General features: G+C 67.1%; 9 protein-coding genes and 2 pseudogenes. 5 read left to right on the forward strand and 6 right to left on the reverse strand.

Annotated features, from left to right (window positions below; genetic code table 11):
- The first annotated feature begins 42 nt into the window (after positions 1 to 42).
- Together ACFVDP_RS27255 and ACFVDP_RS27260 are read left to right on the forward strand one after the other, a co-directional pair.
- Positions 43 to 1,161, forward strand: a complete 1,119-nt coding sequence (locus tag ACFVDP_RS27255) for a hypothetical protein (protein ID WP_383494871.1) — start codon at positions 43 to 45, stop codon at positions 1,159 to 1,161.
- Positions 1,162 to 1,204: 43 nt separating this feature from the next.
- Positions 1,205 to 1,714 (forward strand): hypothetical protein, encoded by a 510-nt coding sequence (locus ACFVDP_RS27260; protein WP_383494874.1) that lies wholly within the window; start codon positions 1,205 to 1,207, stop codon positions 1,712 to 1,714.
- 117 nt (positions 1,715 to 1,831) lie between these two features.
- On the opposite strand, the gene ACFVDP_RS27265 is transcribed toward ACFVDP_RS27260, so the two are convergent.
- From ACFVDP_RS27265 to ACFVDP_RS27280, 4 genes and pseudogenes are all read right to left on the reverse strand, one after another.
- Positions 1,832 to 2,272 carry a resolvase gene (locus ACFVDP_RS27265; RefSeq protein WP_383494877.1) on the reverse strand — a complete coding sequence of 147 codons (441 nt, stop codon included), beginning with the start codon at positions 2,270 to 2,272 and terminating at the stop codon, positions 1,832 to 1,834.
- A gap of 76 nt (positions 2,273 to 2,348) precedes the next feature.
- Positions 2,349 to 2,750 (reverse strand): annotated as a pseudogene (locus tag ACFVDP_RS27270) (recombinase family protein); the annotation flags it as partial.
- A 192-nt stretch (positions 2,751 to 2,942) separates the two neighbouring features.
- Positions 2,943 to 3,809 (reverse strand): GyrI-like domain-containing protein, encoded by an 867-nt coding sequence (locus ACFVDP_RS27275; RefSeq protein ID WP_383494880.1) that lies wholly within the window; start codon positions 3,807 to 3,809, stop codon positions 2,943 to 2,945.
- 63 nt (positions 3,810 to 3,872) lie between these two features.
- Positions 3,873 to 4,685: a phytanoyl-CoA dioxygenase family protein gene (locus ACFVDP_RS27280; RefSeq protein ID WP_383494883.1), complete on the reverse strand. Its 813-nt coding sequence runs from the start codon at positions 4,683 to 4,685 to the stop codon at positions 3,873 to 3,875.
- Between the two features lie 167 nt (positions 4,686 to 4,852).
- Here ACFVDP_RS27280 and ACFVDP_RS27285 point away from each other — a divergent pair.
- Positions 4,853 to 5,678 (forward strand): annotated as a pseudogene (locus ACFVDP_RS27285) (IS5 family transposase).
- Between the two features lie 256 nt (positions 5,679 to 5,934).
- Here ACFVDP_RS27285 and ACFVDP_RS27290 read toward each other — a convergent pair.
- On the reverse strand, positions 5,935 to 7,380 hold the full coding sequence (locus ACFVDP_RS27290; RefSeq protein ID WP_383494886.1) for a PIN domain-containing protein: 1,446 nt from the start codon (positions 7,378 to 7,380) through the stop codon (positions 5,935 to 5,937).
- Between the two features lie 254 nt (positions 7,381 to 7,634).
- Between ACFVDP_RS27290 and ACFVDP_RS27295 the strand changes: the two genes are divergently transcribed.
- A complete protein-coding gene (locus ACFVDP_RS27295) occupies positions 7,635 to 9,896 on the forward strand; it encodes a restriction endonuclease (RefSeq protein WP_383494889.1) in 2,262 nt (753 codons plus the stop codon).
- Between the two features lie 95 nt (positions 9,897 to 9,991).
- Here the strand turns inward: ACFVDP_RS27295 and ACFVDP_RS27300 are convergent, their stop codons facing one another.
- Entirely contained in the window at positions 9,992 to 10,543 is a 552-nt protein-coding gene (locus tag ACFVDP_RS27300; RefSeq protein WP_383494892.1) for a hypothetical protein, read from the reverse strand.
- 378 nt (positions 10,544 to 10,921) lie between these two features.
- Between ACFVDP_RS27300 and ACFVDP_RS27305 the strand changes: the two genes are divergently transcribed.
- Positions 10,922 to 13,312, forward strand: coding sequence for a UvrD-helicase domain-containing protein (locus ACFVDP_RS27305; RefSeq protein ID WP_383494895.1), 2,391 nt, complete (start codon positions 10,922 to 10,924; stop codon positions 13,310 to 13,312).
- The last annotated feature ends 4 nt before the right edge of the window (positions 13,313 to 13,316 follow it).

Genomic DNA, 13,316 nt, shown 5'->3' on the forward strand with positions numbered 1-13,316 from the left:
ATGTAGTCGATGGTGTCCTGCTGGAGGGGCGGCGGGGGCGGGGTGCGCAGGGACCGGTGGAGTCTGAGTTGGCGCATCTGGCTCGCCGAGACCCGCGGCTGGGGACGCAACATCCGCTTCGCCGTCAACCGCGGCCTGGCCCTCGTCCTCACTGGCTATGTCGAGGGCGACGTCATCCGGCACACGGAGATCTTCGCCCTGCTGCGGGCCCTGGACCTGCCGGTCAGCCACACCGTCACGGTCCTGGACCAGATGGGGATCTTCGAGGACGACAGCCAACCCTCGTTCGAACGCTGGCTCGCCGAGAGGCTGGAGGGTCTCGCACCCGGCATCCGCTCGGAGGCCGAGCGCTGGACCCGCGTCCTGCGCGACGGCGGCCCCCGCAGCCTCCCGCGACGGGAAGGCACGGTCTGGCTCTACCTCAACCGAGTCCGCCCGGCCCTGCTGGAATGGTCGAACCCCTACGACCACCTGCGGGAGGTGACCCGCGACGACGTCCTCAACTACATCAAGACACTGCACGGCCACCAGCGCCACGACCAACTCGTCGCCCTGCGCTCCCTGTTCACATGGGCCAAGCGGAGCGGGCTGATCTTCCGCAACCCCACCAGTCGGATCAAGGTCGGGCAATACGAGTACGCCGTGCTGCAACCGCTCGCCCCAGAGCAGGTCGACCGCTCCGTCGCGGCGGCCACCACCCCGGCGACCCGGCTCATCCTCGCCCTCGCAGCGGTCCACGCGGCCCGGGTCGCTCAGATCGCCAACCTCATGCTCGACGACCTCGACATTGGCAACCGTCGGCTGACCATCGCCGGACGCGTCCGCCCCCTCGACGACCTCACCCTGAAACTGCTGCTGGACTGGCTGGAGCACCGGCGAAGCCGGTGGCCGAACACCGCGAATCTCCACCTGCTGATCAACAACCAGACCGCCACCAAGACCAGCCGAGCCAGTAACCACTGGATCAGCGCCTCAATGCGAGGGCAGGACGCGATACTGGAGCGGCTCCGCGTCGACCGGCAACTCGAAGAGGCCCTGACCCACGGGCCCGATCCACTCCATCTCGCCGAGGTGTTCGGTCTCGACGAGAAGACAGCGATGCGCTACGCGGACTCCGCACGAGCCCTGCTGAAACAGGGCGCTGAACAGCAACTTCGATGAAACCTGCTCGACCAGGACGCACCGTGGAGGGAATCATGGGCGAGTGACGTCGACCGAAGCAGCAGCAATCGCTCTACAGGACCATGCCGCCCTCTGGAGCATGGGGGAAATCCGTGCGAGCGATGTCGTCAATGCCGCCTGTGAGGCGCTCGTCGCCGGACTCGACACCCCCGGCCTTCGAGTCCTCGCCGCCTGCACACGCGCCGAGTCGGACTACGACGTCCACGAGTTGCTTCCTGAGGCACTCAACGAACTCGGCCTCACCTTTTATCCCGTCGCCAGCGATGCCGGCCAAGAAGCCGCTGCCCGAGCGCTCGCACGCCGCATGCTCGCGGGTGAGCTGACACCTCGGGAGTTCACAGTCCGCATTCACCAGCGCTACGGACATGAGCTGCCACTGACTGAGCGGCTCGCCGAACTCGATGACGAGTACGACGTCCTCGAATACGGCGACGAAACTGTGGACCACGTTGATGCCGAGGTCACCGCCGAAGCGCGCCGCCTCGCAGCCCACCCCCACGTTCCAGCCGAACCCACGGACACGCCCAGCTGATGCACACGGACCGACCCGCGAGTTCCCGCCGAACAGGCTTCAGTTTCCCTGAACCCACGGGGCTCAACGGCCTTGGGGAACATCGGGTACAGCGGTTGGCGCTGAGAACGATCATTGTCACGGTGTGAGCGTGCCGACCCGGTTCTCGTACTCGCGGGGGGCTTTGCGCTGGGCCGGGACGGCGGCGACGCCCTGGCCGCCGTCGAGCGGCTGGCAGCGGGCGAGGAGCTGACGGTGTACGGCGGGGACGGCGCTGATTCGCAGGGTGTACCCCTGGCCGCGCCGTACGGTCGTCCCCTGGTCGAGCGCGGCGCGCTCGGCGGGCTCCAGCTCGGTGGTGCGGAGGCAGTCGGGGACCTTGCCGGGCATGTCGAGGGCGACCGGCAGTTCTGGGGTGGGCGCGTCCTCCTCGCTGGCGGTGTGCTCGGGCAGGAGGTCGGCGACGGCGGTCCGGATCGCGCCGCGGCTGACCCGGTGGTCGCGGGCGAGGGCGGCGATGGAGCGGCCTTCGAGGTACGCGGTGCGCACTTCGGCGGACGTCGTGGCCGCGACGGCCAAGGCGGCGCCCGCCCTTCACGCCCTTGGCCTCGGCGGCGCGCAGTCCGTCGTAGGTCAGCTCGCGTTGGAGGTCGCGCTGGAGTTCGCCGGCGGCGGCGAGGATCTGCACCATGAACTTCACGGTGGACAGCAGGTTGCCGGTGCGGGGGTGGCGGGCGGTGAGGTCCATGGCGGAGAAAGCGCCGTCGTGGATGCGCAGGGCGAGGCGGTCGCGGTGGAGAACGTCGAGCACGTCGAGGATGTGCTGGTTGCCGCGCACGAGGCGGAACATCTCGGAGATGTGCACGGTGTCGCTCGGCCGCGCGTAGGTGAGCAGTTCGCCGAACTTCGGTCGCTGGAGCGGGTGGAGGCGGCTGGAGGTGCCCGGGTCCTCCTCGAAGACAATCGGGTCCTCGATCCCGGCCTCGGCCAGGACCTGGTCCTGCCGGGTGGCGGACTGCTGGTCGGTCGAAACCCGCTTGAAGACCAGGTTCGCCACCGAGGGAGCCCCTTCTGTACGGAGGATCGGACCCTATCTGTCGTCAAAACCTGTCAGCAATCACCATCGGATCTGATTGGATTCACGCCGCCTCGAACCCCGGGATTGCACGGGTTCATCGGACGCCCCGCCTGCCTGTCGTTAAACGACAGGCAGGGACAATGTCGAAGTGCTCGACAGGGTGCCGCTGACTCAGCAGCGCTCAGGCTCCACGGCTAGCCACAGTTCGGCGTCGACCTCGGTCTTCTGCGGCGACAGGCGGGCACGTAGGATCTCAGGGCCGGTGCGGGTGCGGTACGGGTTCGACGGGAACCACTCGGTGAATACGTCCCTCCACAGCTCCTGGATGGCCCGCGGCGCCGGCCCGGAGGTGGTGAAGACCGCCCACGTGCCGGCCGGGACCGCCAACGTGGTCGTGCCCTCCGGGGCGGCCGAGGAGGTGATCACGCCGTGGTGGTAGTCGAGGAAAGTGCCCTCGGCGCGGCCAGGGTCCATGCCGTCGCAGACCGCTACGATGCCCTGCGGCTCCTGGTCCGACAACTTCTCAAGGCGCTCCAGGGTCCGGGGATCGATCCCACGGACAAAGTCCATGATCACCCGGTTTGGACCCGAATGCACCAGTGGTACCCGGGTTTTGAGCCCGACGACGGTGAAGTCCGCCTTGTCCGCGATGCGGTATCGCATACTGCTGCTCCCCTCAATGGTGAGGCGGAAGGCCATCCGGGACTGGGAGGTGAGTGCCGTGCCGGTACGCCGGGCCTCGCCGGGTCCGATGCCGTGCATGGCACGGAATGCTCGCGCGAACGCCTCGCCGGAGCCGTAGCCGTAGCGCACAGCGATCTCCAGCAAAGTCTCACGTCCCGCGAGTACCTCGGCGCCCGCGAGGGTGAGCCGACGACGCCGGACGTACTCCAGCAGGGGCATTCCCGTGAGCGCGGAGAACATCCGGCGCAGGTGGTGCCCCGAGGTGGCAGCGATGCGTGCCAGTTCCTTTACGTCAAGGTCCTGGCCGAGTTGGCCCTCGATGTGCTCCATGGCCTGGTTCAGCCGCTCCAGCATGCCCGGCCTCCTTTCTCTTTCCCTTCTGACAACCACCTTGCCGGCGATGGTCGTGAAGCACGTCTATCCGGCGCTGCGGTCGGTGCCGTCTCCGTCCGGACCGGGAGTGTCCCGTCCTAGACCCCGGCGGATCGCAATCTCCACCGGTGAGTACGCGCCGTCGGCTCGCTCCAGTTCGTACGGCGCGGCCGGCATCAGCGGCGGCTGCGCCATGAAGCGCGGCCGCACCCCGTGGTGCGGTTGCGCCGCATGCACCAGGAACGGATGGCACAGGAAGACGTCGCCCGGGGATCCGGTGGCGAGGGCGAGTGGCCGGTGGTCGGACGCCGCCACCAGATCGGGGGCCAGGGTCAGCCCGCTCGCCCCGTCCTCCCCGTACCTCTCCAGCACCTTCGGCACATCGAGGTGCGAGCCGACCCGGATCCGGGTCGGGGCGTCCTCCTCACCGGTCTCACTGAACAGGAACAGCATCAGCAGCGCCCGGCCCCGGGAGCGCAGATTCGTGAAGTACCAGCTCTCGCCCTCCGGCAGATAGCTCCCCTCGATGTGCCAGCCCGCGTCGTCCGGCTCCTCCTTGTGCGGGAAGCGCAGCGGGAACGTGCCCAGCGAGTAGCGCGGCTCCCAGCGTCCAGCGCCGACGAGCAGGTCGTACGCGCGCTGCAGGGACGGGGAGTTGGGAGCGGCGGCAAACGGTCCCTGAGCCATGCCGGCCACCCAGTGCACGGGCTGCGTCCACGTCGACGGGTCGTCCGGGTCGCAGCCCGTCTCGCGCCACAGCAGCCGCGCGCAGTCCGCGGCCACACGCGGCGCGACGGCGCCCTCCAACTTCACGAAACCGTCGCGGAGGAAACGGGCAACCAAGGTCGTGTCATCCATGCCCCCATCGTGCGTGGATACCTGCCCCGGTCACCCGACAGTCTCCGCACCGGCTTTGTCGGGTGATCACCGGAACGCGGTCAGGCGGCGCGCGCCGTCTAACAACTCCTAACAATTTGGCGATTGATCCGCTGGAACGTAGGTATCCGGCGGGGTGTTAATCGTGCATGAGGCGGGGTGAGTTACCTCCGTGGATCGTGTCGGATGAGTTGTGGGCGCGGATCGAGCCGTTGCTGCCGGTCGTGCCGCGCCGCATGCATCACCCGGGGCGCAAGCGGCTGGACGACCGTAGGTGCTGTGCGGGATCCTGTTCGTTCTCTACACCGGCATCCCCTGGGAGTTCTTGCCGCAGGAGCTCGGATTCGGTTCCGGCATGACGTGCTGGCGCCGCCTGCGGGACTGGAACGAGGCCGGAGTGTGGCAGCGTCTGCACGAGTCGCTGCTGGCCGAACTGCATGCCGCCGGCGCCCTGGACTGGTCCAGGGCGGTGATCGACAGCTCGCACGTGCGGGCGATGAAGGGCGGCCCAAAACCGGGCCGAGCCCGGTCGATCGTGCCCGACCAGGCTCCAAGCACCACGTGATCACCGAAGCACACGGCATTCCGCTGGCCATCGCTCTGACCGGCGGCAACCGCAACGACGGCACACAGCTTCTGCCGTTGATCCGAGCTGTTCCACCAGTGCGCGGCCGTCGCGGGCGACCTCGCCGACGACCGCGGATGCTCTTCGCCGACCGCGGCTACGACCACAACCTCTACCGGCGGCAAGTCCAGGCGCTCGGCATCATGCCAGCCATAGCCCACAGCGGCACTGAGCACGGAAGCGGCCTGGGCACCCACCGATGGGTCGTCGAGCAGAGCCTCGCCCTGCTGCATTGGTTCCGGCGGTTACGCATCCGCTGGGAGATCCGCGATGACATTCACGAAGCCTTCCTCAGCCTCGCCTGCGGCATCATCTGCTGGCGGCGACTTAAGAATCTCGCACTCTCTTAGGAGTTCTAAGCCTTGTCGCCAGGACCATGTCTGGCCCGGACGCGCCCGCCTTCGCGTTCTCCGGCGAAGTCAATGTGACCTCCGTGCTGCACGGGCGCTGGCGGCAGGGGCAGCCATCCGCCCCCCCCCAGAGGCAGGCGGCATGTTCGGCCGCCGGTGCGGGGACAGCCGCGAGATGGTGGGACGCACGTCGGACAGTTGCGACCCACACCACCAGCGTCAACACGTCACGCGCTGGCCCGCGGCGACTCGGTGGTCACTCGTCTACGGGGGCGTCCTTCGTCTCGGCTGTGCTGGATTCCGGGGCATCGCACGAGTCCGACTGCTCGGCTTCTTCATCATCGGCGGTGTCGCGATCGCTTGGCTGGTGCAAGTCAACGGCGAGGTCCAGCTTGGGCAGGGCGTCCGCGAACTGGCGGGCGAGGCGTTGCGCGGGGCCGTCGAGCAGTGCTGCGTTCTGGGCAGCGAACTGGCGGGCGAGGCGTTGCGCGGGGCCGTCGAGCAGTGCTGCGTTCTGGGCAGCGAACTGGCGGGCGAGGCGCTGTGCGGGGCCGTCGAGCAGTGCTCGTTGAGCGGCGATCTGCTTCGCAAGCTGCTCGGCGAGCAGTCGTTCAGCTGGGGTGTGAACACCCGAAGCCCTGCGCTTGGCGCCCGCCACGATGTCGGCGACCTGTTTCTTGAGCGCCTGCAGAACCTTCATGCACGACTCGTCGCCGGTATCCGGGGGCGAGGGCTCCTCCGAAGTGAGAAGGGTTGGCGTCTCGTTGTCGCGAGCGGAGAATAGAACTTTCATTGGCCACTCGCACGCGATGTAACCGACCGGTGCTTCTACCTCGTCAACAGCCAGTCCGTATAGCAACCATCGTGCGGTGGCTGTGTACCAGACGTCGCCCTCGATCTCATGGCCTTTGACGTCTCTGACACTGAGGAACTGCACCTCAGGCTGGGCAAGCCACGCGTACCACTCCTGCGTCGTATCTGCGTCGCCAAGACCTGCGAAGCCGGTGAGTGAAGTGAGGTCCATTGCCGTCTGCGCCACACGGTTTCGAACGGCTACAGACTGCAGCAGTTCGGCCGCGGCAGCCTCCGCGTCCGCTCCTGACACTTCTTTGGTGAAGTGGGAGACGATCTGGTCGAAGTCCTGGAGCACGGTGAGACGGTGCTCCAGACCGCGGACGTCCTCATCCATGGGATACCGGTAGGCCGACCCATCGCCGAAGTCCTTGCTGTTGTTCGTGACGAACCAGACTTGTTCATCCGGGTTCTGCTCAAGGAACTCCAGGACAGAGAACCAGATCGCTGCATCGCGGCCTCCCTCGGAATGATCTTTGTTGCGCTTTGCGGGAGGAAGCGCCATGGCTTCACGCTGGAACCCCCTGCGAATGGCCGCGTCACTGGTCTCAATCACCTCGAAGATCTTGCTGTAGGCATCACGCCAGTGATCGAGAAGGCGTTCCAGGCCCAGCGGCTCCAGAGAGGTCTCCGGCTCCCAGGGAAGAAAATCACGCAACTTCGTCATGCTGTTCAATACCGCGTTGTATTTCTCGGGGTAGAGGCGAGTCTGGTGGGCGGCCATCTCCTCCAGCACCATCCAGGGCACAGCGACCCGATGATGTTTGGACTGCCGCAGTTTCCGAATGAGGTCAGCGCGCGGACTTGACGGTGACAGTTGGTTCACCGCGTTCGTGTCGAAAATGATCACACAAGCCTCCTTGCTCAGGCGGACGCAGTATCTCAACGGCCGTCGGGCGGCCGTTACGCGCACCCGGCCGACGGTGCGTCGCCCCGCGTGCCTGCTGGGTGCGGTTCCCGAGGGCGCACCAGGAGGAGACTACGGCCGCGTGAGAAGCAGTGGGCAGGCCTCAGTCGGCGTCGCTGCGCGCCGGGTCGGCCGGTGAGAATAGGGGCCGGATGGCACCACTGCGTTTCTGCGAGGGCGGCATGGATTCTTTCGATTTGGGACGATTGACGGACCATGACTTCGAGGTCGTCTGCCGGGATCTGTTCGGGGAGATTCTCGGCGTGCCGCTGGAGCTCTTCCCGCGCGGCCGGGACCGGGGGATCGATCTGCGCCACATGGCGGCGGACGGAACCACGACGGTCGTCCAGTGCAAGCACTGGCCCAGGGCCACGCAGGCGACGCTGACGAAGCGCCTGATCAAGGACGAACTCCCCAAGGTCGTCGCACTGAAGCCGGACCGGTATCTCATCGCCACGAGCGTCGGCCTGACCGTAGACGGCAAGGCCGGGATCCGCGAGGCGTTCGCTCCTTACGTCCACACCACCGGTGACCTCTACGGTCTGGAGGAGATCGTCGCCGAGCTGCGCAGCAGACCCGAGCTGGTCCGGCGCCACTTTCGTCTCTGGCTGAGCGGCACCGCCGTACTGCAGACGGTGCTGAACCAGGAGAAGTACGTACGCTCGTCCTGGCTGCGCAAGCGGATACCGCGCGCGGCGGACACCTTCGTTCCGCACGAGGGCTTCGACCGGGCGAAGGCCATCCTGGACGATCAGCGGGTCTGCGTCATCAACGGGATTCCGGGTGTGGGAAAGACGACGGTGGCCCTGATGCTCGCGGCGTGGCTCCTGGGCAACGGGTACGAGGTGCACGAGATCTCGAAGGACGCCGAGGAGATCACCGCGCTGTGGCGCGAGGGCACGCTCCAACTGTTTCTGTACGACGACTTCCTGGGCCAGACGACGCTGGAGTCCCAGCTCAACAAGAACGAGGACGCCCGCCTCATCGACATCATCCGGGAAATCCAGGAGGCCCCGGACAAGGCCCTGGTGATGACGACCCGTGACTACATCCTGGAACACGCCCGCCAGAAGCACGAGAGGATCGGCGCCCCGGACGTTTCGGACGCGACCAGCGTCGTCCACCTCACTGATCTGAGCCTCGGCGTCAGGGGGCAGATCCTCTACAACCACGTCCACTACGCGCAGGTGCCCGCCGAGCGGAAGTGGCCGTTCGCCGATCCAGTGGTGTGGCGGCCCATCGTCGAGCACCGCAACTTCAGTCCCCGGCTGATCGAGGAGACGCTCCGGCTCGCCGCCCGGCGGGAGCAGGACGTCGCCGCTGCCGTACTGAAGAACCTCGACGATCCCCGGCGCATCTGGGAACGGATCGTGGAGAACGATCTGACCGACGAGGCGGTGCATCTGCTCGAAGTTCTCTTCACCCTGCGCACGGCCACACTGGACACGCTCAACGAATCCTGGACCAGGTACCGCAAGGAGCGGGGGCTCGAGGCGGACGCCCGGACCTTTCGCAGGGCGCTGCAGGTGCTGGATGGCACGATGGTCGCTGTCGATCAGTACGGGGTGTCCTTCCACAATCCGTCGATCGCGGATTACCTCCGCTTCCATCTCGACGCCGGCCGGGCCCCGATGGCGGCGCTCCTTGGCTCGCTAGTCGACCCGGGGCAGATCCGCAGCCTGGTCGATGCGTCACGTATGGCGGACGGGGCCGGCATCCTCGCGCAGCTCAAGTCGGAAGACGAACGAACGGCGGCCGCGGTGGTGGAGACGGCGCACTTCGTCGAGTGGTCTTCCTCTCCCGGGGACGAGTCCGAGGCGTCGCACCTCCAGTGGGTCCTCGAGACCGCCGAGCTGATGGACTCCGCACTGCTGGCGGCGTACGTCGTCAAGGAATTGGAGCTGGGTCCCTGGCACGACGAGCACGTCGAGCACCTCGCCAGTCTGATGGACGCCATGGATGGCAGTCGGCTGATCGCCCAGCGGTCCGTGGAGCGCTTCGCCGGTGAGGTGGTGGACGGGATCCGGCGGGATCTGGCGGAACACGTGGAGGCCGGGGACTGGTGGGAGGCCATCCGCCTCCATGAAGCCCTGGGGCAGATTCCCGGGGGCTTGCTGAGCGGTTCGGAGTTGGAGGCTCTCGTGGAATGCGCGCTCGACGGGCTCCGTCAAGTCGTTGGCGGAGACGATTCCTTCTTCGACGCGGAGCCGCCGACCACGTTGCTGCGGTTCCTGTTGGACCAGGGCTACGACGGCAGCGCGGGCGATGAGCACGCCGAGAACTTTGCCGCGGTCAAGGGGCTCGTCGACCGGTTCGCCAGGTTCCCTGACGTGCCGTACTTCGTGCCTCGCGAGGAGACCGCCGCTCCGGGCCCGTACAGCGATGAGATGCGGGACCGCGAGGTCATCGCGGAGCTGATGAAGAGGCTGAGGGATCCGGACGTCACATCCGAGGTATAGGGAGCGCTCCGGTCCTCGCGGACCGGAAGCACCCAGTGTGTCATCCGCTTCGACGCCGGAATCCAACAGCTGGATCTGCCAGGCCTTCTGACGGGTCAGTAGCCGCGGTCGTGGATCGCCCGCAGCCACGGCTCCCGAACAACGGGAATCCGCGCCAGCGCATACCTGAAGGCATCGCCGGACGGCCGGAACGGCAACCATGGGTGCGGTGGCAGCGGATCGTCCCGCTCCACGCCCGTCGGCAGCCCGCCGACCGCGGGCAGCCGCATGCGATGCGCGGGAAAGTCCAACTCGGCCCAGAGCGTGGCCTCGACGGGCGCCGCCGCTTGGCTGCCACGTCTCACCGGTCTGCGGATGCACCGGCACCAACAGCAGCTCGGCGGCCGGCTCACCGAGCTCCGGCCCGCCAGGTCCAGCCGCTTCGGGTCTTGCCCCGCGGGCAGCAGCTCGGCGACAGGCCCGGGCGCGACCTCTACCGGACCGCCTTCGGCGGCCACCACCACGTGTGAGAGGGCCGCGCCCGCCGGGATGTCCGGGAACTCGCTCAGCCGCGGCCACAGCGCGCCGTTGGACAGCAGCTCCGCCCAGTCCATGGCCGGCCGCTCCGGGAAGCCGAGCCGGCTGGGGTTCCGGCTGATGCGTCGCAAGCGATCCTGCTCCTGCCGCTTCGGTTGCGGTCAGCCCGCAAGTCTTCCAGGACCCGAAGGGCTGCCGGAGCATTTCTCGTGCCGCAGGGAGTATGAGGCGTGATCTACCGGCCACCGCTGACTGTCGCTCTTGTGGTCAAGGACAGGTGCAGCGGTAGCTCAGGCCGCATCCTCCGGTGATGTGCACTATGCCGCGAGGCTGGGGATGCCGTGGCTTTTCGGACACCTCTGTGGATCTCCAAACCTGTGTTCCTGTGATCCTGACAGGCTGTCAGTGTGAGCCGTCATGCTGCTCACCAGCCCAGAATCAGTCCGGCTGAGGCCGACTGGCGGGCGGACAGAGGAGGCTGACTGACGGAAAGGGACGACGCGGTGCCAGTGAAGGCGACCGAGGAGCAGGCGGCAGCACGGGACAGCTTCGCCAGCGGTAACGATCTTGCTTTGGTGGCGGGGGCGGGTACAGGCAAAACATCGACGCTGGTGATGATGGGCGCCGCGACCCGGCTGCGCGGTATGTACATCGCCTTCAACAGGCCCATCGCGCAGGAGGCCAAGGCCCGCTTCGACGACAACGTGCACTGCAGCACGTCACACGGACTGGCCTACCGCACAATGGGGGGCCGCTTCAGGGCACGCCTGGATGCCTCCCAGCACATGCCCCTGTGGCGCACGGCCCAGCTTCTCGGTATCGACCGCGACCTCGCTGTCGGGAGCCGTCGGCTCAAACCGACCACGCTGGCGCACCAGGTGATGGAGATGGTCAGACACTTCTGCTACTCCACCGACCAGCAGGTGGCAGCTCGTCACCTTGGCACCGTCAACGGCCTCGATGACCAAGGCCAGCAGTTCCTTGCCCAAGTGCTGCTGCCCAGAGCACGTTGGGCCTGGGACGACATCTGCTCACCGAACGGCACGCTGCCGTTCAAGCACGACCACTACCTCAAAATGTGGGCACTCACCCGGCCGCGGCTTCGCGCGGACTACATCCTGCTCGACGAGGCACAGGACACGAACCCGGTCCTTGAGGAAATCTTCCTGGCGCAGGACGCGCAGCGGATCTGTGTGGGTGATCCCTCCCAGCAGATTTACGAGTGGCGGCATGCCAAGGACATCATGAGCGGGTTTCCCGGCCAGCGGATGGAACTCACCCAGTCCTTCCGCTTCGGTCCGGCTATTGCGGACGTGGCAAACCACTGGCTCCGGGCGGCCATCTCAACGATGCAACTCACCGGCCACGCCGCAGAACCGTCCAGGCTCACCGAGGTGGACGTCCCCGACGCAGTGCTGTGCCGGGGCAACGCCGACGCCCTCGCCGAGGTCTTGCGCTTCCTCGACCAGAACGTTCCCGTCGCTCTCGTCGGCGGAGGAAAGCCCCTGCTGAACATCGCGAAGGCAGCCATCGACCTGCAGGCCGGCCGCAGAACCTCCCACCACGATCTCGCGCTCTTCTCCTCCTGGGGCGAGGTACAGGAATACGCCGGACAAGACTCCGCCGCCGCGGACCTCAAAGCCATCGTGGAACTCGTGGACACCTACGGCCCACAGCAGATCATCCGTACCGTCCAGTGCATGACCGACGAAGCCCAGGCCCGCGTCGTCGTATCCACCGTGCACAAAGCCAAGGGACGCGAATGGAACCGCGTACGCATCGGCGCCGGCTTCACCCAGCCCGAGGACGACTCCCCGCGCACCGTGCACCCGGCCGCAGCACGCCTCATCTACGTCGCCGTCACCCGGGCCCGACACCTCCTCGACGTCACCGGCATCAAACGCCTCCAGGCCCACTCCACATCCGCCACCGCCAACACCACCCCCGACGGCATCCCGCTGGCCCGGCTGCCACTCACCGGACAGTTGAAGTACCCCCGCTCGCCCATGTCCACCTTCCTGGCCCGCCACCTCCCGCACCCCGAACGCCTCGTCGCCTCCTATCTCCGGCACACCCGCGGGCTGCCCCACCCCGTCCAGCCCTTGAATGAGCGCCGCCCCGACTACGCCGCCCTCGGCCACACCATCGACTACCGGCTCCGCCTCAGCCTCGGATCCGACCCCGGCCCCGCCGCCATCGCCGGCGTCGACCTGATCGGCAGCACCTATCCGGTCGAAGGGGCACCAGCGCCCGCCGTACGCGCCAACCTCCACACCATCGGAACCAGCATCCTGGGACGCCTCCACGCCCACCTCACCGATCCCAACCGCCTACTCGACGACGACGAACTGACCAGGCTCTGCTTCATCACCGGCTTCTTCGAAGCCGTCTACCGAAACGGCGCCTTCCACCGCAAGCGCAACCTCCTCGCTCACGTCAACGAGCACACCACCATCAACGGCCTGATCAGAGCCGTACCGAGCTACGTTCTCGACGACATCGACGAGCAGATGCAGCTCGCAGAAGAGCCCTTCCAACCGTTGCGGAGCCTGCCCGCAGACCAGCGCGTGTGCGGGCCGGTCTTTACTGGGAGCGCTGATGTGAAGGCCGATGCCGACTTCATCACCGCAGGCATCCTCATCGACTGCAAGGCCATCACCCGCCCCCACCGCCTCGGACGAGAAGAGGTCCAGCAACTAGCGGGCTACCTCCTCCTCGACTACGACAACCGCCACGACATCCGCGAGGTCGCCTTCTACCTCTCCCGCCAAGGCGCTCTCATCCGCTGGACCGTTCCGGAATTCCTCAACGCACTCGGAGCCCGCGACCCACTACCGGTGCTGCGCTCAGCACTCCGCGAGTACCTGGGCCACAGGCATGGCACGAGCAGCACCAGGTGACGAC

Source organism: Streptomyces sp. NPDC057694 (genome assembly GCF_042799415.1).
Lineage (GTDB): Bacteria > Actinomycetota > Actinomycetes > Streptomycetales > Streptomycetaceae > Streptomyces.

Bases quoted from the DNA above. Each gene is read 5' to 3' on its own strand.
- ACFVDP_RS27275 (WP_383494880.1), bottom strand. From the start codon at position 3,809: ATGCTGGAGCGGCTGAACCAGGCCATGGAGCACATCGAGGGCCAACTC.
- ACFVDP_RS27280 (WP_383494883.1), bottom strand. From the start codon at position 4,685: ATGGATGACACGACCTTGGTTGCCCGTTTCCTCCGCGACGGTTTCGTG.